The 24,990-nt window shown below is 61.1% G+C and carries 24 protein-coding genes; 13 read left to right on the top strand and 11 right to left on the bottom strand.

All coding sequences use genetic code 11. The features are described from left to right. The first annotated feature begins 162 nt into the window (after window positions 1-162). The 5 genes from recA to FQ320_RS00815 all read left to right on the top strand — a co-directional run bounded on the left by recA (window position 163) and on the right by FQ320_RS00815 (window position 5,154). Complete coding sequence (recA, locus tag FQ320_RS00835) at window positions 163-1,233, top strand: recombinase RecA (RefSeq protein ID WP_148469079.1); 1,071 nt, start codon at window positions 163-165, stop codon at window positions 1,231-1,233. A gap of 144 nt (window positions 1,234-1,377) precedes the next feature. After that, window positions 1,378-4,026: an alanine--tRNA ligase gene (gene alaS / locus FQ320_RS00830; protein ID WP_148469077.1), complete on the top strand. Its 2,649-nt coding sequence runs from the start codon at window positions 1,378-1,380 to the stop codon at window positions 4,024-4,026. A 4-nt stretch (window positions 4,027-4,030) separates the two neighbouring features. Next, window positions 4,031-4,321, top strand: a complete 291-nt coding sequence (locus FQ320_RS00825) for a DUF1330 domain-containing protein (protein ID WP_148469074.1) — start codon at window positions 4,031-4,033, stop codon at window positions 4,319-4,321. 63 nt (window positions 4,322-4,384) lie between these two features. Further along, window positions 4,385-4,768 (top strand): NADH:ubiquinone oxidoreductase subunit NDUFA12, encoded by a 384-nt coding sequence (locus tag FQ320_RS00820; protein ID WP_148469072.1) that lies wholly within the window; start codon window positions 4,385-4,387, stop codon window positions 4,766-4,768. Continuing rightward, window positions 4,765-5,154 (top strand): DUF2155 domain-containing protein, encoded by a 390-nt coding sequence (locus tag FQ320_RS00815; RefSeq protein ID WP_370513002.1) that lies wholly within the window; start codon window positions 4,765-4,767, stop codon window positions 5,152-5,154. Before FQ320_RS00820 ends, FQ320_RS00815 begins: the two co-directional genes overlap by 4 nt. On the opposite strand, the gene aat is transcribed toward FQ320_RS00815, so the two are convergent. From aat to accB, 3 genes are read right to left on the bottom strand one after another with little or no spacing between them, the layout of a single operon-like run. Then, window positions 5,121-5,753, bottom strand: a complete 633-nt coding sequence (aat, locus tag FQ320_RS00810) for a leucyl/phenylalanyl-tRNA--protein transferase (protein ID WP_187393729.1) — start codon at window positions 5,751-5,753, stop codon at window positions 5,121-5,123. The genes FQ320_RS00815 and aat overlap by 34 nt on opposite strands. A 21-nt stretch (window positions 5,754-5,774) precedes the next feature. Further along, on the bottom strand, window positions 5,775-7,121 hold the full coding sequence (gene accC / locus FQ320_RS00805) for an acetyl-CoA carboxylase biotin carboxylase subunit (RefSeq protein ID WP_148469071.1): 1,347 nt from the start codon (window positions 7,119-7,121) through the stop codon (window positions 5,775-5,777). Window positions 7,122-7,130: 9 nt separating this feature from the next. Next, window positions 7,131-7,607, bottom strand: coding sequence for an acetyl-CoA carboxylase biotin carboxyl carrier protein (gene accB / locus FQ320_RS00800; RefSeq protein WP_148469069.1), 477 nt, complete (start codon window positions 7,605-7,607; stop codon window positions 7,131-7,133). 207 nt (window positions 7,608-7,814) lie between these two features. Here accB and FQ320_RS00795 point away from each other — a divergent pair, with 207 nt between their 5' ends. Then, a complete protein-coding gene (locus FQ320_RS00795) occupies window positions 7,815-9,167 on the top strand; it encodes an NAD(P)-dependent oxidoreductase (protein WP_148469067.1) in 1,353 nt (450 codons plus the stop codon). Further along, window positions 9,167-10,471 (top strand): NAD-dependent dihydropyrimidine dehydrogenase subunit PreA, encoded by a 1,305-nt coding sequence (gene preA / locus FQ320_RS00790; RefSeq protein WP_148469065.1) that lies wholly within the window; start codon window positions 9,167-9,169, stop codon window positions 10,469-10,471. The genes FQ320_RS00795 and preA overlap by 1 nt, the downstream gene beginning before the upstream one ends. Here preA and FQ320_RS00785 read toward each other — a convergent pair whose 3' ends face one another. The 7 genes from FQ320_RS00785 to FQ320_RS00755 form a co-directional block, all read right to left on the bottom strand. Beyond that, window positions 10,472-11,014, bottom strand: a complete 543-nt coding sequence (locus FQ320_RS00785; protein WP_148469063.1) for a pyridoxamine 5'-phosphate oxidase family protein — start codon at window positions 11,012-11,014, stop codon at window positions 10,472-10,474. It abuts the gene before it with no gap. Then, entirely contained in the window at window positions 11,007-12,047 is a 1,041-nt protein-coding gene (locus tag FQ320_RS00780) for a lipocalin-like domain-containing protein (protein WP_148469061.1), read from the bottom strand. Before FQ320_RS00780 ends, FQ320_RS00785 begins: the two co-directional genes overlap by 8 nt. Continuing rightward, complete coding sequence (locus FQ320_RS00775; protein ID WP_148469060.1) at window positions 12,037-14,448, bottom strand: FtsX-like permease family protein; 2,412 nt, start codon at window positions 14,446-14,448, stop codon at window positions 12,037-12,039. Before FQ320_RS00775 ends, FQ320_RS00780 begins: the two co-directional genes overlap by 11 nt. Beyond that, window positions 14,448-15,122, bottom strand: coding sequence for an ABC transporter ATP-binding protein (locus tag FQ320_RS00770; protein ID WP_148469058.1), 675 nt, complete (start codon window positions 15,120-15,122; stop codon window positions 14,448-14,450). Before FQ320_RS00770 ends, FQ320_RS00775 begins: the two co-directional genes overlap by 1 nt. Window positions 15,123-15,232: 110 nt before the next feature. Continuing rightward, window positions 15,233-15,772, bottom strand: coding sequence for a flavin reductase family protein (locus FQ320_RS00765; protein WP_148469056.1), 540 nt, complete (start codon window positions 15,770-15,772; stop codon window positions 15,233-15,235). 1 nt (window position 15,773) lies between these two features. Continuing rightward, entirely contained in the window at window positions 15,774-16,667 is an 894-nt protein-coding gene (locus FQ320_RS00760) for an aldo/keto reductase family oxidoreductase (RefSeq protein ID WP_148469054.1), read from the bottom strand. A gap of 369 nt (window positions 16,668-17,036) precedes the next feature. Continuing rightward, window positions 17,037-17,678: an AAA family ATPase gene (locus FQ320_RS00755; protein WP_148469052.1), complete on the bottom strand. Its 642-nt coding sequence runs from the start codon at window positions 17,676-17,678 to the stop codon at window positions 17,037-17,039. A 519-nt stretch (window positions 17,679-18,197) separates the two neighbouring features. Here FQ320_RS00755 and glpD point away from each other — a divergent pair. Both glpD and glpK read left to right on the top strand, forming a co-directional pair. Then, complete coding sequence (glpD, locus tag FQ320_RS00750) at window positions 18,198-19,811, top strand: glycerol-3-phosphate dehydrogenase (RefSeq protein ID WP_148469051.1); 1,614 nt, start codon at window positions 18,198-18,200, stop codon at window positions 19,809-19,811. A 61-nt stretch (window positions 19,812-19,872) separates the two neighbouring features. Further along, window positions 19,873-21,405, top strand: a complete 1,533-nt coding sequence (gene glpK, locus FQ320_RS00745; protein WP_148469049.1) for a glycerol kinase GlpK — start codon at window positions 19,873-19,875, stop codon at window positions 21,403-21,405. On the opposite strand, the gene FQ320_RS26265 is transcribed toward glpK, so the two are convergent. After that, window positions 21,384-21,509 carry a hypothetical protein gene (locus FQ320_RS26265; RefSeq protein WP_255509323.1) on the bottom strand — a complete coding sequence of 42 codons (126 nt, stop codon included), beginning with the start codon at window positions 21,507-21,509 and terminating at the stop codon, window positions 21,384-21,386. The genes glpK and FQ320_RS26265 overlap by 22 nt on opposite strands. A 148-nt stretch (window positions 21,510-21,657) precedes the next feature. Between FQ320_RS26265 and FQ320_RS00740 the strand changes: the two genes are divergently transcribed. The 4 genes from FQ320_RS00740 (at window position 21,658) to FQ320_RS00725 (ending at window position 24,965) form a co-directional block, all read left to right on the top strand. Continuing rightward, a complete protein-coding gene (locus FQ320_RS00740; protein ID WP_148469047.1) occupies window positions 21,658-22,287 on the top strand; it encodes an ATP-dependent Clp protease proteolytic subunit in 630 nt (209 codons plus the stop codon). 197 nt (window positions 22,288-22,484) lie between these two features. Next, window positions 22,485-23,747 (top strand): ATP-dependent Clp protease ATP-binding subunit ClpX, encoded by a 1,263-nt coding sequence (gene clpX, locus FQ320_RS00735; protein WP_148469045.1) that lies wholly within the window; start codon window positions 22,485-22,487, stop codon window positions 23,745-23,747. Window positions 23,748-23,796: 49 nt separating this feature from the next. After that, window positions 23,797-24,588, top strand: a complete 792-nt coding sequence (locus tag FQ320_RS00730) for a class I SAM-dependent methyltransferase (RefSeq protein ID WP_148469043.1) — start codon at window positions 23,797-23,799, stop codon at window positions 24,586-24,588. Next, on the top strand, window positions 24,585-24,965 hold the full coding sequence (locus FQ320_RS00725) for a RidA family protein (protein WP_148469041.1): 381 nt from the start codon (window positions 24,585-24,587) through the stop codon (window positions 24,963-24,965). Before FQ320_RS00730 ends, FQ320_RS00725 begins: the two co-directional genes overlap by 4 nt. The last annotated feature ends 25 nt before the right edge of the window (window positions 24,966-24,990 follow it).

The raw sequence follows: 24,990 nt of genomic DNA, 5'->3' as shown, positions 1-24,990 counted from the left end.
AAACCGGGCTGCCGTAACGGTTGGTTAACCATTCTGAGGAACTGTGGGGTGCGAATTCGGTTGAATTGTTCTCTTTTTGTCCTCATATAGAGTGCAAGAACAAGAGGCGAACAACGGCAGTCATTGCTACCCGGGTCGGGGTGTGAAACAAGGAAGTCAAACATGGCAACGGCAAATCTTTTAGACATGACAGACAAGCGAAGCACTGAAAAACAAAAGGCGCTGGATTCTGCGCTGGCGCAGATCGAACGACAGTTCGGCAAAGGCTCCATCATGCGGCTCGGGGCGAACAATCCCGTGGCCGAGATTGAGGCGATTTCAACCGGGTCACTCGGACTCGACATTGCGCTTGGCATCGGTGGCTTGCCGCGTGGCCGGATCATTGAGATCTATGGCCCCGAAAGTTCGGGCAAAACGACGCTCGCCCTGCATGTGGCTGCCGAAGAACAGAAAAACGGCGGCGTTTGTGCTTTTGTCGATGCCGAACACGCGCTTGACCCGCTCTATGCCAAGAAGCTGGGCGTCAATCTGGATGAACTGCTGATCAGTCAGCCGGACACCGGCGAACAGGCGCTGGAGATCACCGACACTTTGGTGCGATCGGGCGCGGTCAGCCTTGTGATTGTCGATTCGGTTGCGGCCCTGACGCCGAAAAGCGAGCTTGAAGGCGACATGGGAGATTCCAGCGTCGGCGTTCAGGCCCGCCTGATGAGCCAAGCCATGCGCAAGTTGACCGGTTCGATCAGCCGGTCGAAATGCATGGTGATCTTCATCAACCAGTTGCGGATGAAAATCGGCGTCATGTTCGGCAGCCCGGAAACGACGACGGGTGGGAATGCGCTGAAATTCTATTCATCGGTCCGGCTCGACATCCGTCGCATTGGTTCGGTCAAGGACCGGGACGAGGTTGTGGGCAACCAGACCCGGGTCAAAGTGGTCAAGAACAAGGTTGCGCCGCCGTTCCGTCAGGTTGAATTCGACATCATGTATGGCGAGGGTATTTCCAAACGCGGCGAGCTGCTCGACCTTGGGGTGCTGGCCGGTGTGGTGAACAAGGCCGGGTCGTGGTTCTCTTACGGAGATGAGCGTATCGGTCAGGGCCGCGAGACTGCCAAACAGTTCCTGAAAGATAATCCTGATATGGCCTCGGAGATCGAGGATAAGATCCGCGCCTCCCACGGTCTGGATTTTCAGTCGAAAACGAGCGATAGCGACCCGGTCGTCGACGATTGACCTGACCGGGACAGGTCTTAATTTCGATCATCGGCGGCACGTCGAAACCGACGCGCCGCCGATGATCACGGCAAGGGCTGTGGACAGGCCTGCGCCCCGACGATAGAGCATGTGGGAAACCGAATTTGGGACCGACCTGCCATCATGCCCAGCCTGAATGATATCCGATCCACCTTCCTGAACTATTTTGGCCAAAACGACCACGAGATCGTTGCGAGCAGTCCGCTTGTGCCGCGAAACGATCCGACGCTGATGTTTACAGCCGCCGGAATGGTACAGTTCAAGAATCTGTTCACCGGCGTTGAGCACCGTGACTATAAACGGGCCACCACCGCGCAGAAATGTGTGCGCGCAGGTGGCAAGCACAACGATCTGGACAATGTTGGATACACTGCCCGCCACCACACCTTCTTTGAAATGCTGGGAAATTTCAGCTTTGGCGATTACTTCAAGGAAGACGCGATTCCCTTTGCCTGGAACCTGCTGACCCGCGAATTCGGCATCGACAAGAACCGGCTGCTGGTCACCGTGTATCATACCGACGATGAGGCGGTGGAAATCTGGAAAAAGGCGGCCGGTCTGCCAGATGACCGGATCATCCGCATCGCGACCGATGATAATTTCTGGTCTGCCGGCCCGACTGGCCCCTGCGGCCCCTGCACCGAAATCTTCTATGACCACGGCGATCACATCCCCGGCGGTCCCCCGGGCAGCCCGGATGAGGATGGCGACCGGTTTATCGAAATCTGGAACCTGGTGTTCATGCAATATGAACAGATGGAGGATGGCTCCCGCCGCGATCTGCCGAATCAGAGCATCGATACCGGCATGGGACTGGAGCGGATCGGCGCGCTATTGCAGGGCAAGCACGACAATTACGACACCGACCTGTTTCGTGCCCTGATCGAGGCGAGCGCCCATGCGACGAACACCGATCCCGACGGTCCGGGCAATATTCATCACCGGGTCATTGCCGATCATCTGCGCGCGACCTCGTTCCTGATCGCCGATGGGGTTCTGCCCAGCAACGAAGGCCGTGGTTATGTTCTGCGGCGGATCATGCGGCGGGCGATGCGTCACGCGCACCTTTTGGGGGCGGGCGATCCGGTGATGCATCGGCTTGTCCCCGCTCTGGTCAACCAGATGGGTCAGCCCTATCCCGAACTCGGGCTGGCACAATCCACCATTCAGGACACGCTACTCTCCGAAGAAACCCGGTTCCGTCAAACACTGGATCGCGGGCTGCGGTTGTTGGATGACGAATTGTCACGGCTGCCCGAGGGTGGTGAACTGCCCGGTGCCGCCGCGTTCAAACTCTATGACACCTTTGGGTTTCCTCTGGATTTGACGCAGGATGCGCTGCGTGAAAAGGGCCGGGCGGTCGACACCGCCGGATTTGACGTTGCGATGCAAGAGCAGAAGACGCGCGCACGGGCCGCTTGGGCCGGGTCGGGCGAAACCGCTGACGCCGCCATCTGGTTCGACCTTGCCGAGCGGCACGGGGCGACCGAATTCCTTGGCTATGACACCGAACAGACCGAGGGTCAGATCCTTGCCGTGATCGCGGGCAGTGATCCGATCAAGACGGCCAAGAAGGGCGAAGCGGTTCAGATCGTCACCAACCAGACGCCATTCTATGCAGAATCCGGCGGTCAGGTCGGCGACACTGGCACGCTGAGCACCGCGACAGGCAAGGCGCGCGTGATCGACACGCGCCGTGTCGCCGGTGTCGTGATCCATTTTTCCGAGGTGACCGAGGGCGAGATTTCGAGTGGCAGCGGTGCGGTTCTGACGGTCGATCATGACCGTCGCGCGCTGATCCGTGGCAATCATTCGGCAACCCATCTTCTCAATGAGGCGCTGCGCGGAGTTCTGGGCGATCACGTTGCACAGCGCGGATCGCTGAACGCGCCCGACCGGCTGCGGTTTGATTTCAGCCATGGCAAGGGGTTGACCCTTGCGGAAATCGCCGAGGTCGAGCGTCAGGTTAACGGGTTTATCCGCCAGAACGCACCGGTAACCACCCGGATCATGACGCCCGACGATGCCCGGGCACTGGGCGCGCAGGCGCTGTTCGGTGAAAAATATGGCGACGAAGTGCGTGTGGTTTCCATGGGCCGCGCCGACACGGGAAAAGGCTCGGATGGTCAGACCTGGAGCGTCGAACTCTGTGGCGGCACCCATGTGGCACAGACCGGCGAAATCGGTCTGTTCGTCGCCACGGGCGATTCCGCGTCCAGCGCGGGCGTGCGCCGGATCGAGGCGCTGACCGGTGCTGCCGCTCTGGACTATCTGATGGGGCAGGACCGGCGGTTGGCCGACACTGCGATTGCGCTGAAGTCCCAGGCTGCCGATGTGCCCGACCGGGTGCGCGCGCTGCTTGAGGAACGCAAGGCACTGGCCAATGAGGTGGCACAACTGCGCCGGGATCTGGCGATGTCGGGTGGTGCCGCGCAGGACGCGCCGAAACAGGTGAACGGGGTAAATTTCGTCGCTCAGGTGCTGAACGGCGTGTCCGGTAAGGATCTGCCGGGGCTGATCGATGCGCAAAAAGCTCGGATCGGGTCGGGCGCGGTTTTGCTGATCGCGGCGGGGGACCGAGTGGCGGTGGCGGCCGGGGTGACCGATGATCTGACGGGCCGGCTGTCGGCGGTGGATCTGGTACGGGTCGCGGTTGAACAGATGGGCGGGCGGGGCGGCGGCGGGCGTCCTGATATGGCACAGGGCGGCGCCAAGGATGCCACCAACGCCGATGCCGCAATTTCGGCCGCCGAAACCCTGTTGAAAGGCTAAAGCCATGACCGCTCTCTGGATTGCCCATGTCACCGTCACGGACGAAGCATCTTACGGCGAATACGCCAAACGCGCGACCGGCGTGATTGCCGAACACGGCGGCGTGTTTCTGGCCCGGGGCGGTGCCTATGAAACGCTTGAGGGGCCTGATCGGTCGCGCAATGTGGTCGCGCGGTTTCCCAGCATGCAGGCAGCCCACGATTGCTATCATTCGCCCGGCTATCAAGAGGCTTTGGGATTTGCCAAAGGTGCGGCGCAGCGCGAACTCTCCATCATCGAAGAGCTGCCGCTCTGAGTTGCCGGCACTGGTCTTTGCCCGGTGCCGGGTATATCACGAATTAACGAACCGGAGGCTTGAATGGGCATTCTTAACACGCTGCTGCGCGCCGTCACCTGGTGGAACGGTCAGACGCTGAATACCCAGCTTTGGACCTGGCGCAACGGAACCCGTGTGGGCGAGGATGCGGCGGGCAATATATTCTATCAGAACGCCGACGCCAGTCGCCGCTGGGTGATCTTCAACGGCGAATCCGAGGCAAGCCGCGTCACCGCAGAGTGGCATGGATGGCTGCACCACACTTGGGACGAACCGCCGACGAAGGCGCCGTTTAAGTACAAGTCGTGGGAAAAACCGCATCTGCCCAACCTGACCGGGACCGATCAGGCCTATGCACCTGCCGGGTCGCTGCGCCGCGTCGATCCCGCACCCCGTTCCGATTACGAGGCATGGACGCCCGAGTGAACCGTCGTTCGAGCCGTCTTTTCGGGATCATCGCATGTGCTTTGATCCAGATCGCCGCTGTCATGCCGACGGTCGCCCAAGAGGGTGTGCGTGTCAAAAGCGCCCCCACGGCGATGCTGCGCGGATTGGACAAGGTTTCGGGCTTCGTCACGGATATCGAGATCTCGGTGGGCCATACAGCCGCTCTGGGGCGGTTGCAGATCACGCTGGGCGATTGCCGCTATCCGGTGAACGACCCGAACGGCGATGCCTATGCCTATCTGGTGATTCGTGATGCCGGGGTCGATCAGCCACAGTTCCAGGGCTGGATGATTGCGTCTTCTCCCGCGCTGAACGCGCTGGAACATCCCCGCTATGACGTCTGGGTCATCCGCTGCAAAATCTGATCCGCGGATTGCACCGGCCCTGTGTCAAAACGCGCTTCGGCTGAAACGGCCGATTTCAGCATCTTGTGATACGCACTCCGCGACACTTCGGTGGCGCCAAGACTGGCCAGATGGTCTGTCAGGAACTGCGTGTCAAACAGGGTAAACCCCCCCGTGCGCAGTCGGTCAATCAGATAGGTCAGCGCGATTTTCGATGCGCCCGTGCGCCGCGAAAACATTGATTCGCCAAAGAATGCCGCGCCGATGACCACGCCGTAAACGCCGCCGACCAAAAGTTCACCCTCCCACACCTCAGCCGAATGGGCGAACCCGTCCCGGTGCAGTAGGTCGTAGAGCGCGAAAATTTCGTCGTTGATCCAGGTTTCCGAGCGCGCAGCACACCCGCCGACGATAGCCCCGAAATCGGTGTCGAAAGAGATTCGAAAGGGTTCACGGGCGATCTGCCGGCGCAGGCTGCGTGACACATGAAACCGGTCCAGAGGAAACACGCCGCGGCGAAGCGGATCGATCCAGTGGATTTCAGGGCTGTCGCGGCTGTCGGCCATGGGGAAAATCCCCATGGCATAGGCCTGCAGCAGCAGTTCTGGCGTCATGGCCAAAGGCGCAGCACCAGACAAAATTCAGCCCAGATTGGTTTCAAGCCAGTGTTCCAGCCAGTGAATGTTGTATCCGCCGGTCTGAACCGCCTCTTCGCGCAGCAGTGCGTTGAACAGCGGGATCGTCGTGTCCACGCCGTCGACGATCAACTCGCCAAGGGCGCGTTCCAGCCGCGCCAGCGCCTCGGGGCGGTCACGGCCATGGACAATCAGCTTGCCGATCAGCGAATCATAGTAGGGCGGGATGCGATATCCGTCATAGAGCGCGGAATCCATCCGAACGCCCAATCCGCCGGGCGCATGATATTGGCTGATCGTGCCGGGTGATGGCGCGAAATTGGGCAGTTTTTCGGCGTTGATCCGTACTTCGATGGCGTGACCGGTCAGACGCAGCGTGTCTTGGTTGAACTCCATCGGCAGGCCCGCCGCCACGCGGATCTGTTCGCGCACCAGATCGACGCCAAATACCGCCTCGGTCACAGGGTGTTCAACCTGAAGCCGGGTGTTCATCTCGATAAAATAGAACTCATCGTTTTCATACAGAAATTCGATGGTTCCGGCACCACTGTAGCCGATCGCGGCCACGGCATCGGCGCAGACCTTGCCAATACGGGCGCGTTGTTCGGGGGTGATCGACGGGCCGGGGGCCTCTTCCAGCACCTTCTGGTGGCGGCGTTGCAGCGAACAATCCCGCTCGCCCAGATGCACTGCGCGCCCCTTGCCGTCGCCGAAGATCTGAACTTCGATATGGCGCGGGGTCGTCAGGTACTTTTCCATGTACACTTCGTCATTGCCAAAGGCGGCCTTGGATTCTGACCGTGCGGTGCGGAATGCGATTTCAAGTTCGGCAGCCGTCTTGGCAACTTTCATGCCGCGCCCGCCGCCGCCTGCTGTGGCCTTGATGATGACGGGATAGCCGATTTTCTTGGCCACGTCGCGCGCCGTTTCCAGATCGGGGACGCCGCCGTCTGATCCGGGCACACAGGGCACGCCCAGCTTTCTCATCGTGTCCTTGGCGGTGATCTTGTCACCCATGACACGGATGTGTTCGGCGCTGGGGCCGATAAATGTCAGTTGGTGATCTTCGACGATCTGCACGAAATTCGCGTTTTCCGACAGGAAACCGTATCCCGGATGGATCGCCTGAGCGCCGGTGATTTCACAGGCCGAAATGATCGCCGGCACCGAGAGATAGCTTTGCGCGCCCGAGGGCGGGCCGATGCAGACGGATTCGTCGGCCATGCGCACATGCATCGCGTCGGCATCTGCGGTAGAGTGCACTGCGACGCTGCCGATTCCCATTTCACGGCAGGCGCGGATCACCCGCAGGGCGATTTCGCCCCGGTTGGCGATCAATATTTTGTCGAACATCGCTGCGGCCTATTCGATTATCATCAGGGGCGCGCCGAATTCCACCGGGCTGCCGTCTTCGACCACGATGCGTTTGACGGTACCGCTGCGGGGCGAAGGGATCTGGTTCATGGTTTTCATCGCTTCGATGATCATCAGGGTCTGACCCTCTTGCACCGTATCGCCGATCTTGACGAAGACGTCGGCACCCGGTTCGGACGACAGATATGCGGTGCCAACCATGGGCGAGGTGACGGCCCCCGGGAAAGTTGACGGATCGTCGGATTTCGCGAATTCGCGCGGTGCGGCAGCGGCGGCAACTGGAGCGGGCAACTGGGCCGGTGTTGACATTACCACTGGGGCTCCGCCGCGGCTGACTCTGACGTCAAGACTGTCAGACTCGCCGTATTCCCGTTTGACCCTGAGCTCGGTCAGATCGTTTTCCCGCAGAAGTTCGGCCAAAGCCTGAATGAAGGCCACTTCCGATTTGTGGGTTTTGTCTGTCATACGATCCTCTGAGCCTGATGTACCGGCGGTTGCGTGCCGTGCGTTCTGACGCTTTTCCTGCATATACGTCAGCCGTCATCATGTTTAAAGCCGTAAAACCGGTATGAGCGGCTCTCCGGAACGGACCGAATGCGACTTTCGTAATTTTACCAGTTGATAAAATTTTCGCCTGTGGCAGTCTGACCTTCAGGAATGGCGGAGGATGGAATGGCCGATACCCAGATGACACCGGGCGTGATCGCAGGGCGGTTGCCGCCCGACGCTTACGCCGAGAACTTCGCGGACCTGCATCCGCCGCTGGATCGGCACGAGGCAGCGGTGGCGGCCGACCGCTGTTATTTCTGCCATGATGCACCCTGTATTACGGCCTGTCCCACGGACATCGATATCCCGCTGTTCATCCGCCAGATCTCGACGGGCACGCCCGAGTCGGCGGCGATGACGATCTTTGACATGAACATCCTGGGCGGCATGTGCGCCCGGGTCTGTCCCACCGAAACCCTGTGCGAAGAGGCTTGCGTTCGCGAAGCCGCCGAGGGCAAGCCGGTGGAAATTGGTCGGCTGCAACGGTACGCCACGGATACGCTGATGGATCGCCCACATCCCTATACCCGGGCCAAACCGACGGGTCGTACGGTTGCGGTGATCGGCGCGGGGCCTGCCGGATTGGCCTGTGCGCATCGTCTGGCGATGCTGGGGCATGGTGTGACGGTGTTCGAAGCTCGCCCAAAATCCGGCGGTCTGAACGAATACGGCATCGCCAGCTACAAGACACCGGACGGTTTCGCGCAAAAAGAGGTGGAGTGGCTGTTGTCGATCAGTGGCATCACAATTCGCCACAATAAGCAGGTGGGCCGTGACATTTCCCTTGCGACGCTCCGGAAAGATCATGACGCTGTGTTCATCGGGATCGGGTTGGGGGCGACCAACGCGTTGGATATCGAGGGCAGCGATCTGCCCGGCGTCGAGGATGCGGTCGATTTCATCGCCCGACTGCGCCAAAGCGACGATCCGGCCACCTTGCCCATTGGGCGCGACGTTGTGGTGATTGGCGGCGGAATGACAGCGGTGGACGCAGCGGTGCAAAGCCGGCTTTTGGGCGCCCAGACCGTGACCATGGTTTATCGCCGCGAGGCCGAGCGGATGAATGCCTCGCTGTTTGAACGGGAACTGGCGCAGACCAACGGTGTGCGGATCATCACCGGCGCCGTTCCGGTCCGGGTGACGGGGCAGAATCGGGTCGAGGCGGTGGAATTTGCCTATGCGGTGCAGGATGGCGGCGCGCTGCGCCCCGGGCCTGACCGGTTCACGCTGCCCGCCGATCAGGTGCTGCGCGCCATTGGTCAGTCGATGGTGCCGATCACGAACGATCCGGCCGACGCCATCGAGCAGGACGGCGCAAGTCTGCACACCGGCCCGGGGGGACGGACCACCCCGCATGGCTACGTCTTTGCGGGTGGCGATTGCACCGCGACAGGCGAAAACCTGACCGTGACAGCCGTGGCCCAGGGGCGAGACGCGGCAATGGAAATTCACGCAACCCTGATGGGAGACGGATGATGGCTGATCTTACGTCCAATTTCGTGGGCATCAAATCGCCCAATCCGTTCTGGCTGGCCTCGGCACCACCTACGGACAAAGCCTATAACGTCGTGCGCGCCTTCAAGGCGGGTTGGGGCGGTGTGGTGTGGAAAACGCTGGGCGAAGAAGGCCCACCCGTGGTTAACGTCAACGGCCCGCGCTACGGCGCGATCTGGGGCGCTGACCGCCGGCTGCTGGGCATGAACAACATCGAATTGATCACCGATCGCCCGCTCGAGGTGAACCTGCGCGAGATCAAACAGGTGAAACGCGACTGGCCGGACCGAGCCGTGGTCGTGTCGATCATGGTTCCCTGCGAAGAGGCCGCGTGGAAGGCGATCTTGCCGCTTGTCGAGGAAACCGGCGCTGACGGGATCGAGCTGAACTTTGGCTGCCCACACGGCATGTCCGAGCGCGGCATGGGCAGCGCCGTGGGCCAAGTGCCTGAATACGTTGAAATGGTCGCCCGCTGGTGCAAACAATACAGCCGCATGCCAGTAATCGTGAAACTGACGCCCAACATCACTGACGTGCGCCATTCCGCTCGCGCTGCGGTCAAGGGCGGCGCGGATGCGGTCAGCCTGATCAACACGATCAACTCGATCACATCGGTCGATCTGGACACCATGTCACCCGAACCCAGCATCGACGGCAAAGGGTCGCACGGCGGATACTGCGGCCCGGCGGTCAAGCCCATCGCGCTGCATATGGTCGCCGACATTGCGCGTGACGAAGAATGCAAGGGCATCCCGATTTCCGGCATCGGCGGCATTACCACATGGCGCGATGCTGCTGAATTTCTGGTTCTGGGCGCGGGGAACCTGCAGGTCTGCACGGCGGCAATGACCTATGGCTTCAAGGTCGTCGAAGAGATGAAATCCGGCCTGTCGCAGTGGATGGATGAAAAGGGATATACTTCGGTCGATCAGGTGTCGCGTCGTGCGGTGCCCAATATAACCGACTGGCGGTTTCTGAATCTCAACTATGTCGCCAAGGCGAAGATTGATCAGGACCTCTGCATCAAATGTGGCCGCTGCTATGCCGCCTGCGAAGATACCAGCCATCAGGCCATCGCAATGAATCCGGGCCGGGTGTTCGAGGTGATCGACGCCGAATGCGTCGCCTGCAATCTCTGCGTCAACGTTTGCCCGGTGGAAAACTGCATCACGTTGGAGCCGATGGCACCCGGTACGACCGACCCGCGCACCGGGCTTGTGGTTGAGCCCGGCTATGCCAATTGGACGACGCATCCCAACAACCCGAGTGCCGTCGCGGCCGAATGATCAGGGTGCGATCCAGCCACCCGTGAACCCATCGTCGCGCCGGAAGATCGCGCGCCGATGGATATCACCAAGGTGCAGGGTTTCGATGCTGTCGATGATACCGGACAGCACAGCGAACCTGTCGCGGTTCGGGGTGTAGGTGTGGTCGTCAGGGGTGAGCAGCGGTGTCCCGGGCGGCGGTGTTCCGCCATAGGCGCGGCGTGGGCCGTCCGGGATCGCGGTCCAACGATCGGCCACTTCAGCACCCGCCAGAACGGTGAACCGGGCCCGCAGTCGGATCTGCATCTGCGCCTCGGGCAACCAGAACAGCAGTGTCGCGCGGGGTTCGGCGCGCAGTTGCGCCACCTTGGCCGCCGCAAGATCGCTGTGCACCTCGACCGTCCAAGGGGTAAAGGCGCGCAAGATTACCATCCGCGCCGCACCACCATCGCCCACCGTGGCAAGAACCGCCTGCCGGCAGGGCGCGCGGCGGTCGTCAACATCATCGCCCAGAGCCTTGCAAACGAAGGATAAAGTACGGGGAAGGGTGGTCGGATCACTCATATCCGGTCATCTCAAGATACCCCCGCCCGGAATGCGTGCCTTTGATTGTTACCGGCCCTTCCCAGTAAGGCACCAACGTGTCCATCCACGCGTCGCGGTTGATCGCAGAAATCGTCACATCGATTCCACGCTCGGGCAATTCCACCCGCCAGACCACCGGCACGCGCCGTCCGGCAACGCGGTGCCGCTCTTGCGCGGTGAGCCGCAGCGCGCCATCGCCGAAAGGCGCCGCCGTGCCATCCGCCGCAATCCATGTGCCGGATGTAAATCCGTCCGACCCATCGCGCAGCACAAAGCCCATCAGCTTTTCGCCACTGTCGAAATGCAGCGAAATCCAGTCCCAGCCCTGTTGATCGGCATTCAAAAGTTGTGACGACCATTCGCGGTCCAGCCATGCCTGTCCGGTGACGGAAACATCGCCCTCTGGCAGGGTCACAGTGCCCGAAACAGTATAGAACGGCTGTGAATAATACCGGCTGGCCTGACCTGCTGCGGATTTGACCGAAAATCCCCCGTCGCCCTGCGCGACCAAGGGGCCCTTTGCCGCTAGCTTAAGATCATAAGCGAAATCAACGCCTTGTGCGAACATCCTTACGTTGTCTGGCGTTGGCCCGGACAGCTCCCATTCATCGACCCATGCGGCGAAAGGCCGTGCCGTCACCCCGGATTGGCCGGTGCCGTCGCGCCCCAACCGTTCGGCCAGAAAATGCTGCGTCGGGGACGTCAGCGCCGCATGGGCCATCCAGACCTGTGGCCCGTCTGGGCCGAGGGCCGAGCGGAATAATGTCCATTGTGCGCCATAATCCGTACCATTCGCATCCTGCAGATTGGCGGTTACATACCACCATTCGATGCGAAATCCCGGATGCGCCCCATGATCGGCGGGAAAGTCGAAAGGCCCCGGTTGCACCTCGGCAAATCCATCTGCCCCGGTGCCAAGCCCCGCGAACCCCTGCGCCAAGGCCGGTTGCAGCCAGACCAGCGCCAGCAGGCAAAGCACCAGGGGCCAGAATTTCCGCCGCTCACCGTTCATGGGCAAACACCCCCAGCAATCGCGCGGGCGGCATCCGCGCCATGTTTATCGCGGGCCACAGCGCCGCCAGCCCCGCCGCCAGCAATGACAGCACGCCCAGAACCAGCCAGTCGCCCGGGAACAGGAACATCGGCAGACGCCACCCGAAGGCTTCGACGTTGATCACCGAGAGCAGCACCCATGCCAGCAGCAGCCCCACCGGCAGCGCGCATAGCATCGTCAGCCCGGCCAGAACCAACGCCCGCAACAACTCCAGCCGCGCCAATTGCCCCCGTGTGACCCCCAGCGCCCAGACCGGTGCCAACTGCGGCAGCCGCATGGCGGCCAGTGTCAAAAGGCTGGTCAGGATCGCGAAGCCGGCGACCGCCAGTGTCAACACGTTCAGGGCGCGTGAGACGGTGAAGGTTCGCTCAAAGATCTGCAACGAGAATGCCTTGATCGACGCCTGATCCACCATATTGTCGGCGGGAAGGCCAAATTCAGAGCCAAGAGCGACCATCAGCGGCCCGACCTCTTCGGGCGGCAGGCGCAGGCTGAATTGCAGCCGCTCGGCCGTCGGGAAAAGGGCTTCCAGCGTATTCAAATCCATCAGGACCTGACCCAGAGGATTGCCATAATCGCTGTACACGCCCAGCACCGGCGCCTCCTCCCATCCGGGCAATGACAGGGTGTCGCCGGGCCAGATCACCTCTCGCCGGGCCAGTTGTTCGTTGATCAGCACGCCGTCGCCAGCCGCAATCCTGTCCCAGACCTGTGGCAGGGCGGCAATCAGCGGCCAGTGATCGCGATAGGTCGGATGATCGGCCAAACCGAAGATCTCACCGGGCAGACCGGCAATCCGTGCCGAAGCCCTCCGGATCGGCAGCACAGCATCCACCCTTGGGGTCACCCACTCGACCAGCCGCAGGGCCTGTTCGGGGGTTTCGGCGGTGACGTAAAGCTCGCTCGCCAGCCGCTGATCCAGCCAGCCGGTAAAGGTCAGGCGGAACGACGACACCATTGTGCCGACGCCGATATTGGCGGCCAGCGCCAAAAGCAGCGCCATCAGAGCAAGACTGAGACCGGGAAGCTGTTGCCGGGTGTCGGCCCAGAACCATTGCGCCAGTGGCCCGCGCGACAGCCGCGCCCCCAGCGCCATCGCGCCATAAAGCACGACCGGCAGCGCCAAAGCGGCGGCCACCAGCAATGCGCCCAGCATCACGAAGGCGGCAAACAACCCGCTGCTCCAGACCATCAGCCCGAGCGATGCAACCGCCAGAGCCAGCGCCGTAATCCCCTGCCAAACCACCGCGCGTTCCGATGCCCGCGCCCAGGCCCGCGGCTGTGCCGGGGCCAGAAGCGGCAGCCGCGCCACCTGCCAAAGTGACCCGATCCCGGCCAGCGCCGTGCCCAGAACCGCAATGGCCAGCCCGCCAGCCCACCAAACCGGTCGGATCGACAGCGCCCCATCCACCGAAGCGCCGTAAAGCCCGCGCAGGGTGGCCGCCACGTCGGGGATCAGCAGGCTGGCCACACCATACCCCATGACAATCCCCAGGATGCCGGAGATCAGCGCCAGCACCAACAGCTCCCCCATCAGCAGCGCCAAAAGCGCCCGGGCGGGCAGACCCAGCGCGCGCAGGGTGCGAAACACCGTCCGGCGCTGTTCAAACGCCAGCCCGATGGTGCCGCGCACGATGAACAGCCCCACGGCAAAGGACAAAAGGCCAAAGGCAGTCAGGTTCAGGTGAAAACTGTCGGTCAGGCGCGCCATATCGGCATTGTCGCGGCGCGGTTCCTCAAGGGTCAGGCCGGGGGCGATCTCGGACAACGGTGGGCGGTTCAACGGCTGATCGTCCAGCAGAATCAGCCGGTCAAACCTGTCGGGCCGATCCAGCAGCCTCTGCGCCAGCGCAATGTCGGCATAGGCGATCCCCGGCGCGACTCCGTCCACTGTGACAAGCGGTGGCAATCCGGCCTCACTCAGTTGCGCGGCGGTGCCGGGGGAAACAATCAGCCGACCGGGTTCGCCCAGAAATGCAGCATCAAAAGTCGCCGTTTCGCCGCCCTTGGGCAGATCCCCGGCAGGGAGGGTGAAGGGATCAATGCCGAATATCCGCAGCGGACCTGTCGGCGTGGCCAGCCTGCCTTCAACCACCGGCGTCACCATCCAGCCCGCCCGGCGCATGTGCACATATGTGGCCATGGACAGGGGAACATCGCCCTCGCTGATCAGGTACGGGCGGGGTTTTGGCCCCAGAACCATGGCTGCCCGGTCATAGCTGTCGCGGGCCTCGGCGTTGATCGCCTGTACCCCCGACCACAGGCCGGTGGCAGTCGCCAATCCCAGCACCAGCGTCAAAAGCTGGAACGGACGTCGGCGCCAATGGGACAACAGGGCGTGCAGTGCGGCGCGGTACATCAGGCGTTCACGCGGATAAGTCCGCGCTCCAGATGCAGCCGGCGGTCGAGACGGGCGGCCAGACGCTGGGAATGTGTGACCATCAGCAGCGCGGCACCGGTATCGGCGGCCAGTTCCTGCATCAGGGTCAACACCCGTGCACCGGTTTCCTCATCCAGATTACCGGTGGGTTCGTCAGCCAGAACCAAGGCGGGGCGCGCCGCCAGAGTGCGCCCGATGGCGACCCGTTGTTGCTGACCGCCCGACAGTTGTTCGGGGTATTTGCGCAAATGATCCGCCAGACCCAAGCGCTCGGCCAGCGTTGCGCACCACGCGCGGTCATGCCGCCCGCCCAGACGCGCCTGAAATGCGATGTTGTCGGCGATGGTCAGCGACGGGATCAGGTTGAACTGCTGAAACACCGTACCGACCCGGGTGCGCCGCAGCGCCGCGCGCCCGGCGTCGTCCAGTTGCGTCACCTCGGCGCCATCAAACAGGATCGAGCCGCCATCGGCACGGTCAAGTCCTGCGATCAGATGCAACAGCGTGCTTTTACCCGATCCGCTTTCCCCGGTCAGCGCCAAGGTTTCGCCCGCAGCAAGGTCAAGACTGACGCCGCGCAGAACATGCACCGGGCCATCGCCACCGGGAAAGGATTTTGTCAGATCGCGAACTGTCAGCACACCGGTCTCCATTTGCCCCTAACTAGCATGGCGGGACCAAAGGGACAGGGGGCGCGGCGACGTGTCTTGGGGGATGACGGCGGGTTATGGAGTGAGCGTCAGGGACGGCGCATGACGCCGTGTCAGCCGACTGTCGCCATCGCGCCGTATCGCCCGCCCGCGAACAACAAGGGGGCGCCGTCGCCATGGGCGGCATGCAGAACCCTGCCGACGATAATCGCGTGATCGCCGCCATCGTGCACCGCATGCCGGACACATTCGAACTGCGCCAGACAGCCCTCTATCAGGGGCGCACCGGTCTTGCCCGGCGCCCAGACCAGATCTCCGAAGGCCGCGCCGTCACTCACGAAGGCCTCGCAGACCGAGCGCTGATCGGCGGACATGATGTGGATGGCGAAATGCTCGGCTGTGACAAAGGGCGCAAACCGCCCCGCGGCCCGTGCCGGCGACCACAGAACAAGCGGCGGATCAAGAGACACGGCGGCGAAACTGTTCGCGGTGATCCCCAGCGGACCGTCCGCTGTTTGTGTCGTCACCACGGTGACCCCCGTCGCAAACCGGCCCAATGCGGCGCGAAATTCGCGGCTGGTGTCGGGGCCGGGGGTGAAAGGGCGCAGGGCGGGACCAAAGGAATCGCCGGACGGACCGTCAGAAGAACCCATATCAGGCGACCTCGCGCCCCAGAGCGTGGGTGTAGAGTTCGAACCATGTCTGCCGATCGATTTCTACATCAAACGCATCCGACAACGCCTTGATCCGGTTCAGGTTATTTGTGCCCATCACCGGAATGATACGCGCTGGGTGGGCCAGCAGCCAGGCGACCGCGATGGCAGCCATATCGGTGTTGCGCTCTTTCGCCATGGTGGCCAGTGTGGTGCGCAGGGCGCCGTGCCCGCCTTTGCCGGTCATCAGGCTGCCACCGCCCAGCGGTGACCAAGCCATAGGCGCAATGCCGTTTTCCTGAAGAAACCCCAGATCGCCATTGGAAAACGGTTCAACATGGCCAAGGCTCAGCTCGATCTGATTGGTGACCAGCCGGGTTTGCAATGCGGATTGCAGCAGCGTCAAATCGTGCGGTTTGAAATTGCTGGCACCGATGGCGCGCACCTTGCCCGATTTCACCAGCCCATCCAGCGCCGTGCCGGTTTCATGGTGGTCCATGAAGGGATCGGGACGGTGGATCAGCAACAGATCGATGCGATCAGTGCCCAAGAGTCGCAGCGATGCATCGACCGAGGATTCGATATGCGCGCGGGATGTGTCGTAATGCTTGATCCTGGCGTCCGAGTGGCGACCGGTGGGGGCGACAATGCCGCATTTCGTCACGATTTCGATCCGATTGCGCAGCGAGGGTGTCAGCGCGGCGCCCATGATCTCTTCGGCCATGTAACCGCCATAGATATCGGCCTGATCCACCGTGGTGATGCCCTGATCCAGACAGGCTTCGAGCTTGGCGCGGATGTGTTCGGGCGAGGTGTCGCCACCATCGCCCGAGCGCCACATCCCATAAACGATGCGCGACAGGCTTAAAACGGGGTTCAGGTCGATACGTTTCAACGGCGGTCTCCTGTACCAAGCCGGGTAGCGGGCGAGGTTTCTGGCACACTGCCATAAACATAGGGCAAGGAACAGGTTTTCAACCGGAGCAGAACCCGCTGAGCGAAGGATATGCATTCACCCATATGGGTATAGCCCGAAATGATCAAGCTTCGGATGCCAAGTCTCTAGTATCTTTCAATCTTTCTCAGAACCTGATCCGTCGATCCGATCGGTGCCGCCCGCACCCCGCAAGTGCGCGACCGATGCCTGTCCACAGATGCCAAACCGATCGGCCACATCACGCGCCCGCGCCTGATGGCAGAGCAAGAGCGTTTCAAAGAACCTTGCTATGATCCCGCCGGCGAGCATTTTTGCGAGAAGTCCCAATTATGGAGAAGGTTGAGGACAAGCCCAGTCCGTTTCGGTCAGGGTGAATTGCGCCGGCAGGCGATGGGTGATGACCGTGCCGGCATTGGGCAGATCATTCTCGCGCACCTTGGCAAAGGCGGCTTCACTGTCCATCCCTTGCTGGCGCCAACGCTGCATCAGCCGCTCGCGCAGGGTCTTTTCGGGCACGTCAAGAAACACGGACAGCGACCAGAGCGCGGCCAGATCACGCCAGACCGGTGCATCAAACAGCAGGTAATTGCCTTCAACAATCACCAGTTCCGTGTTTGCTGCAAGTTCGCCAGCCCCCGCAACGGCCAGATCGCGATTGCGGTCGAACAGCGGATAGATGACCGCGCCGCCCTTTGCGATATCCTGCATCAGCCGGACAAAACCGCGTGCGTCGAACGTATGTGGAGCGCCTTTGCGCGCCCTGTCACCACGGGAATCCAAAAGCGCGTTGTCCAGATGAAACCCGTCCATCGGCACCACCTGCGCCCTGCGTCCGATCTGGGTGAGATCTCGCGCCAGCGTTTCGGCAAAAGTCGATTTACCGCTGGCAGGTGCTCCGGCGACCGCGATCAGGTGGCGTCCGGGCGCCAGGTTCAAGGCCGCGCGCTGGATGTCGCTGACGGTGGTCATCGGGCACCTATCACTTCCGGCCTGTCCGCATGGCCGGGTCGCGGCAGGCTGTCCGGCAAGGCATTCCGCCTGACCGGATCTGTGCCGGAGTAAGTAGGGTGCACGTCGTTCATACCGAAACCTTTTTCCAGTTTTGCCGAACCTTTTGCCGGATCGGCTGTTGCAATATATTGACACCTTTTGCGCCAGCCCGTCCACGGTCTCTGTCAGGCAGCTATTCTCGATGGCTATCGAAATGTGAGACGGGCGGTTTGATCAGCCCCGGTGCCTGTTTTTCGATCTGCCTTCAGTGTTTCCTGATTCCGACTGGACGCGCATTTTTGCATCCATCGGCACCTGATGAAGCCAGAGAACTGCATTTCGGGGGCTGGTCCGCGACAGTTGAGATTGAATGAGCCCGGTTCGGAAACGGGCGGGGTTGAACATCCTTGGCGGGCGCTTACCATTGGCAACAACACCGCCTGTCAGGGCGGCATGAAAATGCGGGACGTGCAGCGCACGGTTCCTGAAAGGCGTAGAATGACCCAGACCCTGCCCGATGCGGCAACCGTCGATCTGTTCATCATTGGCGGCGGGATCAATGGCACTGGAATTGCGCGCGATGCGCAGGGCCGGGGCCTGTCTGTGGCGCTGGCCGAGATGAACGACCTTGCGTCGGCAACCTCAAGCGCGTCGACCAAACTGTTTCATGGCGGGCTGCGGTATCTTGAGTTTTTTGAGGTCGGTCTGGTGCGCAAAGCGTTGATCGAACGCGAGACATTGCTCTCGGCGATGCCGCATATCAGTTGGCCTATGCGGTTCGTTTTGCCCTATTCGCCCGACATGCGGTTCGAGGGGGAAACGCCGACATCAAGGCTGCTGAACCTGTTCATGCCATGGATGAAGGGGCGTCGCCCGGCATGGCTGATCCGCTTCGGGCTGTTCCTTTATGACAATCTGGGCGGGCGAAAGTATCTTCCCGGGACCCGGACCCTGAATCTGAGAACCGCACCCGAGGGCGGGCCGATTCAGGAGCGTTTTGCCAAGGCGTTTGAATATTCCGATTGCTGGGTCGAGGATGCACGTCTTGTGGTGCTGAACGCCCGCGATGCGGAACAGCGCGGTGCGAGGATCATGACGCGCACAAAAGTCGTATCGGCCCATCGTGAAGAAGGGCGTTGGCATGTCACGGTCGAACGCGACGGCGCGCAAGAGGTGATCGTCGCGCGTGCTCTGGTCAACGCAGGCGGGCCATGGGTCGAAGAGGTGATCCGCAACGCGATCCGGATCAACAGTTCCGAAGGCGTTCGTCTGGTGCGCGGCAGCCATATCGTGACCAAACGACTGTATGACCACGACAAGGCGTATTTCTTTCAGGGTGAGGACGGAAGGATCATCTTTGCAATCCCTTACGAGACGGACTTCACCCTGATTGGGACCACCGACAAGGATCATGGCGGCGATCCGTCGCGCCCGGCAGTATGCACTCAGGAAGAGGCGGATTACCTTCGCGCCTTCGCGTCAAATTATTTCCGCAAGCCAGTGACGCGCGAAGATGTGGTCTGGACCTATTCCGGCGTGCGCCCGCTGTATGACGATGGCGCGAAATCGGCGACGGCGGCGACGCGCGACTATGTGCTTTCGCTGGACGCCGGGCCGGCGACAGATGGAGGCGTGGGGAGCGAGCCGCCGCTGCTCAATGTGTTTGGCGGCAAGATCACCACCTATCGCAAACTGGCCGAACAGGGCTTTGCCCGGCTGCGGCCGTTTTTCCCGCAAGCCGGAGGTGACTGGACGGCAGGGGTCGCATTGCCCGGCGGCGATTTCCCGGTTGACGGAGTGGCACGGTTGACAGAAAAGTTGAAGGCCGCGCACCCCTGGTTGGACGATTATTGGGCCGGGAGGCTGATCCGCGCCTATGGCACCGAGGCGATGACCGTTCTGGGAAATGCCGGTTCCGCCGCAGATCTGGGGCAGGGATTCGGCGGCACTCTGACCGAAAGGGAGGTGCGATGGCTGATGGACCGCGAATATGCGCGCACCGCCGAAGACGTGGTCTGGCGCCGGTCCAAACTGGGACTGCGGATGAGTGCAGACGAGATTGCCTTGCTGGACCAATGGATGACTGCGCAAACAGGGGCCGAAAACTTTTAAAGCAAAAGTTTTTCACGATTTCCGTTTTCGGAAATCGGTGTCGCGACGGGAGGAACACCAAATGAGCCATATTCTGGCCATCGATCAGGGCACAACATCCAGTCGGGCGATTCTGTTCGATGCCAAGATGAGGATCGCGGGCAGTGCGCAGGAAGAATTCGCGCAGTATTATCCCGCTTCTGGATGGGTTGAACACGATCCCTCCGATCTGTGGTCAACCGTTGCTGGTACCTGCCGCGCGGTGATTGAAAAGACCGGCGTGGACGCGGTCGACATCGCCGCCATCGGTATCACCAACCAACGCGAAACAGTCGTTGTCTGGGACCGGATAACGGGCCAGCCCATTCACAACGCCATCGTCTGGCAGGATCGTCGCACCTCGGATACCTGCCACTCGCTCAAGGCCGACGGCCACGAAGAGATCGTGACCGCGCGGACCGGACTGCTGCTTGATCCGTATTTCTCGGCGACCAAACTGAAATGGATCCTCGATCATGTGGATGGTGCGCGCGATCGCGCCAAAAACGGCGAACTTCTGTTTGGCACGGTCGACAGCTTTCTGATCTGGAAACTGACCGGCGGCGCATCCCATGTCACCGATGCCACCAACGCCTGTCGCACCATGCTGTACGACATTCACAAGGGGCGTTGGTCGACGACAATCGCTGCGCTGCTGGATATCCCGATGGAGATGCTGCCCGAAGTGCGCGATTGCGCCGCGGATTTTGGCATGACCCGGCCCGACCTGTTCGGGCGTGAAATACCTATTTTGGGTGTAGCCGGCGATCAGCAGGCAGCGACGGTGGGGCAGGCCTGTTTCGCGCCGGGTATGTTGAAGTCTACTTATGGCACCGGTTGTTTTGCTTTGCTGAACACCGGGAGTACTCCGGTCCGATCGACCAATCGCATGCTGACCACGATTGCTTATCAATTGGACGGCGTGCCGACCTATGCCCTTGAAGGATCGATCTTTATCGCCGGTGCGGTCGTCCAATGGTTGCGCGACGGGCTGAAGATCATCCGCGAGGCAAAGGAGACCCAGGCGCTGGCCGAGGCGGCGGATGCCGGGCAGGGCGTGATCATGGTGCCTGCCTTTACCGGGTTGGGCGCGCCTTACTGGAACGCTGAATGTCGCGGCGCAGTCTATGGTCTGACCCGCAATTCGGGGCCCGCCGAATTTGCCCGTGCGGCGCTTGAATCAGTCGGCTATCAGACGCGTGACCTGCTGACGGCGATGCAGGCCGACTGGAGTGATAGCGGCGACGCGACCCAAGATATTGGCGGCAACGCTACCCTTAAGTTCGACCGTAATCCGACCCTTAGGGTCGATGGTGGAATGAGCGCGAGCGACTGGACGATGCAGTTCCTGTCCGACATCATCGGTGCGCCGGTGGATCGGCCGCAAGTGCTTGAAACCACTGCATTGGGTGTGGCCTGGTTGGCGGGTATGCGCGCTGGTATCTATCCCGATCAGGCGGAGTTTGCTGCGGACTGGGCGTTGGAGCGACGGTTTGAACCGGCAATGGATAGCACGACCCGCGAGGCGAAGGTGGCGCGGTGGAGCCGTGCGGTTCAGGCAACGCTTTCTGTCTGATCGGGACTGGCATTTGTACCGGCATCGAAGTGGTCGCGCGCCAGATCGGCCAGATCGTCCTGACGCAACGATTGCCCGCAAACGCCTTGAGCGCCGAATTTCATCGAATTCCGCCGTCAGGCAGCAGGAATTCTTCGGCACGATTGCGCGCTGATTTCCCCGCCTCCCTTGCGGCCCCCCGGGCGCGACACTAAGACTCTTGCAAGCAGTTTCACGATATTTCCCGGCAACACGAAAAACAGGCAGGCCCAGATGCGAGACCCAGTCGACTTTTACACCAACAACCTTGTTCCCATGGTTGTCGAACAAACCAGCCGGGGCGAACGGGCTTATGACATTTTTTCGCGCCTGTTGAAGGAGCGGATCATCTTCGTCAACGGCCCGGTCCACGACGGGATGAGCCAGCTTGTCGTCGCGCAGCTTTTGCACCTTGAGGCGGAGAATCCGACCAAGGACATCAGCATGTACATCAACAGCCCCGGCGGCGTTGTGACCGCAGGCCTGTCGATCTATGACACGATGCAGTATATCAAACCCAAGGTCAGCACGCTGGTCATCGGGCAGGCGGCATCCATGGGGTCGGTCCTGTCGGTGGCGGGAGAAAAAGGCATGCGGTTCGCCCTGCCGAACGCGCGTATCATGGTGCATCAGCCAAGCGGCGGATATCAGGGTCAGGCGACGGATATCATGATCCATGCGGCCGAGACTCAGAAGGTCAAGGAACAGCTGTACAAGATCTATGTCAAACACACCGGTCAAACGATGAAGGCTGTGGAAAAAGCGCTGGAGCGTGATTATTTCATGAATCCACAAGAGGCCAAGGACTGGGGTCATATTGACGAAATCGTCGAAAATCGCGTCAAGACCGACATCGCTCCCTGACTTATGGGAGGCAGGATGTGATCTTGCGTGACAAGATTCGGGCCAATTTGGCGTTGTGCCCGAAAATTCTCTGCCCTAGGCTGGCGCCCGAGGGCAGAGAGACCGGCACAGGCGCAGATGTCGGCAAAGGCCGGGGCGTTCGTGCGGAACGGTCCACGGTGAAATCCACGACGGGCCCCGGGCCCAGAGGTTAGATGATGGCAAACAATTCAGGCGACAGCAAGAATACGCTCTACTGCTCCTTTTGCGGCAAGAGTCAGCATGAGGTGCGCAAACTGATCGCCGGACCCACTGTGTTCATCTGCGACGAATGTGTCGAATTGTGCATGGATATCATCCGCGAAGAAACGAAAAGCGCATCTCTCAAATCCAGCGATGGCGTACCGACGCCAAAAGAAATCTGCGACGTGCTGGACGATTATGTCATCGGTCAGATCCATGCAAAACGGGTTTTGTCAGTGGCGGTGCACAACCACTACAAACGTCTGAATCACGCGGACAAAACGGATATCGAGCTGAGCAAATCGAACATCCTGCTGATCGGCCCCACCGGCTGTGGCAAGACATTGCTGGCACAGACACTGGCGCGGATCCTTGATGTGCCGTTTACCATGGCCGATGCGACTACCCTGACCGAGGCCGGTTATGTGGGCGAGGATGTGGAAAACATTATCCTCAAGCTGTTGCAGTCGTGCGAATACAACGTCGAGCGGGCGCAGCGCGGGATTGTCTATATCGACGAGGTCGACAAGATCACCCGCAAGTCCGACAACCCCTCGATCACCCGGGATGTTTCGGGCGAGGGTGTGCAGCAGGCGCTGCTGAAGATCATGGAAGGCACCGTCGCTTCCGTGCCGCCTCAAGGCGGGCGCAAGCATCCGCAGCAGGAATTCCTGCAGGTCGACACGACGAACATCCTGTTCATCTGTGGTGGTGCATTTGCCGGCCTGGAAAAGATCATCGCCATGCGGGGCAAGGGCAGCGCAATGGGATTTGGCGCTGACGTCAAGGACAACGACAGCCGCGGCGTGGGCGAGATGTTCGGCGAGCTTGAGCCCGAGGATCTGCTGAAATTCGGATTGATTCCCGAATTCGTCGGCCGTTTGCCGGTGATCGCCACTCTGACTGATCTCGACGAAGAAGCTCTGGTCACCATTCTGACCCAGCCGAAGAACGCGCTGGTGAAACAGTATCAGCGCCTGTTCGAGCTTGAGGATGCGAAACTGTCGTTTACCGAAGACGCGCTGCAATCCATCGCCAAACGTGCGATCGCAAGAAAGACGGGTGCGCGGGGGTTGCGTTCAATCATGGAGGACATCCTGCTGGATACGATGTTCGATCTGCCGGGATTGGACAGCGTCGAAGAGGTTGTCGTCAATGACGAGGCAGTAAATTCCGGAGCTGCACCGCTGATGATTCACTCGGATGCCAAGAAGAAACCGGTGACCACGGCAGGCTGATCCCTTGCATTTTACCCGCGGGAAATCAGCATTTCACCGCAACGCTGCGATGATTCTGCGGTTTGGGAAATACGGGCTGGCGGCACCGGTGCTGAATGCACTGGTCCGCCACACACCGCTGCTGGACGGTGACGGGCAGGGCGCACCACCCCGCGCGATCAACTATTCCGCAGACGGGCAGTTCATCATTCAAGGCGATCTGCTGGTTGGCGACATCTCACGCCGGACACCTCTCGATCCCGGGCTGCGAATTCTTGATATCGGTTGCGGCATCGGACGACTGGCGACGGCGCTGCACCGGCATCGCCCGGGTGTGATCTATACCGGTTTTGACGTGGTGCGGTACGGGATCGAATGGTGCCGCAAGCGGCTGCGCGATGCGCCGGATTTCCGATTCGATCATGTGGATGTGCGCAATCGATTCTATAATCCGTTGGGTCGGATCAATGCGGAATCATTTCATTTCCCCTATGACGACAACAGTTTCGATCTGGCCGTCGCCATTTCGGTGTTCACTCATCTGTTGGAAGACGACACGCGGCGGTATTTCGCTGAAGGCATCCGGACATTGCGCCCCGGTGGCCGAGCCTATTTCACCACATTCCTGCCACCTGACACGATTCCGCAGGCGGCCCATTTCGAATTTCGCCACAGGATCGGTGCGGCCATGGTCGAGCGTCTGGAGGAGCCTGAGATGGCCGTCGGTTATCCGCTTGAGTTCTGGGAGGGGCTGGCGGCAGAACACGGGGCGCGTATCGCGTTTCTGGATCGCGGCAGTTGGACCGGCCAGGCCGGGTTGCCGGATTATCAGGATGTGCTGATTTTCGAGAAACTTCGGTGAGACGGCTGATCACCACCGGGTCGCCGTTTGAGGAACAGATCGGATATTCCCGCGCAGTGGTTTGTGACGGCTGGATCTTTGTCGCCGGAACCACTGGATTCGACTATGATCAGATGATCCTGCCCGAGACGATTGAAGAGCAATGTGGCAATACGCTGGCCACCATCGGGCGTGCATTGGCTGAGGCTGGTGCGGGGTTCGATGATGTTGTGCGGGTGCGTTATATTCTGCCAGAGCGGAATGACTGGCCAGCCTGCTGGCCGCTGGTATCGGCAGCTTTCGGCACCGCGCGTCCGGCGGCGACGATGATTGTCGCGGGCCTGCAGGATCCGGCAATGAAAATCGAGATCGAAGTGACCGCGCGTTTGCCGGCCTGAGGGTTGCGCCGCGCTTGCGCGCGTC

This window comes from Oceaniovalibus sp. ACAM 378 (genome assembly GCF_008085915.1).
Taxonomy (GTDB): Bacteria; Pseudomonadota; Alphaproteobacteria; order Rhodobacterales; family Rhodobacteraceae; genus Oceaniglobus.
Note: the sequence above shows the minus strand (reverse complement) of the source record. Positions and strands in the feature narration are given on the sequence as shown.

Excerpts from the sequence above, each read along its gene's own strand:
- recA (WP_148469079.1), top strand. The coding sequence starts at position 163 with ATGGCAACGGCAAATCTTTTAGACATGACAGACAAGCGAAGCACTGAA.
- alaS (WP_148469077.1), top strand. The coding sequence starts at position 1,378 with ATGCCCAGCCTGAATGATATCCGATCCACCTTCCTGAACTATTTTGGC.
- FQ320_RS00825 (WP_148469074.1), top strand. The coding sequence starts at position 4,031 with ATGACCGCTCTCTGGATTGCCCATGTCACCGTCACGGACGAAGCATCT.
- FQ320_RS00820 (WP_148469072.1), top strand. The coding sequence starts at position 4,385 with ATGGGCATTCTTAACACGCTGCTGCGCGCCGTCACCTGGTGGAACGGT.
- accC (WP_148469071.1), bottom strand. The coding sequence starts at position 7,121 with ATGTTCGACAAAATATTGATCGCCAACCGGGGCGAAATCGCCCTGCGG.
- accB (WP_148469069.1), bottom strand. The coding sequence starts at position 7,607 with ATGACAGACAAAACCCACAAATCGGAAGTGGCCTTCATTCAGGCTTTG.
- FQ320_RS00795 (WP_148469067.1), top strand. The coding sequence starts at position 7,815 with ATGGCCGATACCCAGATGACACCGGGCGTGATCGCAGGGCGGTTGCCG.
- preA (WP_148469065.1), top strand. The coding sequence starts at position 9,167 with ATGGCTGATCTTACGTCCAATTTCGTGGGCATCAAATCGCCCAATCCG.
- FQ320_RS00785 (WP_148469063.1), bottom strand. The coding sequence starts at position 11,014 with ATGAGTGATCCGACCACCCTTCCCCGTACTTTATCCTTCGTTTGCAAG.
- FQ320_RS00780 (WP_148469061.1), bottom strand. The coding sequence starts at position 12,047 with ATGAACGGTGAGCGGCGGAAATTCTGGCCCCTGGTGCTTTGCCTGCTG.
- FQ320_RS00775 (WP_148469060.1), bottom strand. The coding sequence starts at position 14,448 with ATGTACCGCGCCGCACTGCACGCCCTGTTGTCCCATTGGCGCCGACGT.
- FQ320_RS00770 (WP_148469058.1), bottom strand. The coding sequence starts at position 15,122 with ATGGAGACCGGTGTGCTGACAGTTCGCGATCTGACAAAATCCTTTCCC.
- FQ320_RS00765 (WP_148469056.1), bottom strand. The coding sequence starts at position 15,772 with ATGGGTTCTTCTGACGGTCCGTCCGGCGATTCCTTTGGTCCCGCCCTG.
- FQ320_RS00755 (WP_148469052.1), bottom strand. The coding sequence starts at position 17,678 with ATGACCACCGTCAGCGACATCCAGCGCGCGGCCTTGAACCTGGCGCCC.
- glpD (WP_148469051.1), top strand. The coding sequence starts at position 18,198 with ATGACCCAGACCCTGCCCGATGCGGCAACCGTCGATCTGTTCATCATT.
- glpK (WP_148469049.1), top strand. The coding sequence starts at position 19,873 with ATGAGCCATATTCTGGCCATCGATCAGGGCACAACATCCAGTCGGGCG.
- FQ320_RS26265 (WP_255509323.1), bottom strand. The coding sequence starts at position 21,509 with ATGAAATTCGGCGCTCAAGGCGTTTGCGGGCAATCGTTGCGTCAGGAC.
- FQ320_RS00740 (WP_148469047.1), top strand. The coding sequence starts at position 21,658 with ATGCGAGACCCAGTCGACTTTTACACCAACAACCTTGTTCCCATGGTT.
- clpX (WP_148469045.1), top strand. The coding sequence starts at position 22,485 with ATGGCAAACAATTCAGGCGACAGCAAGAATACGCTCTACTGCTCCTTT.
- FQ320_RS00730 (WP_148469043.1), top strand. The coding sequence starts at position 23,797 with ATGATTCTGCGGTTTGGGAAATACGGGCTGGCGGCACCGGTGCTGAAT.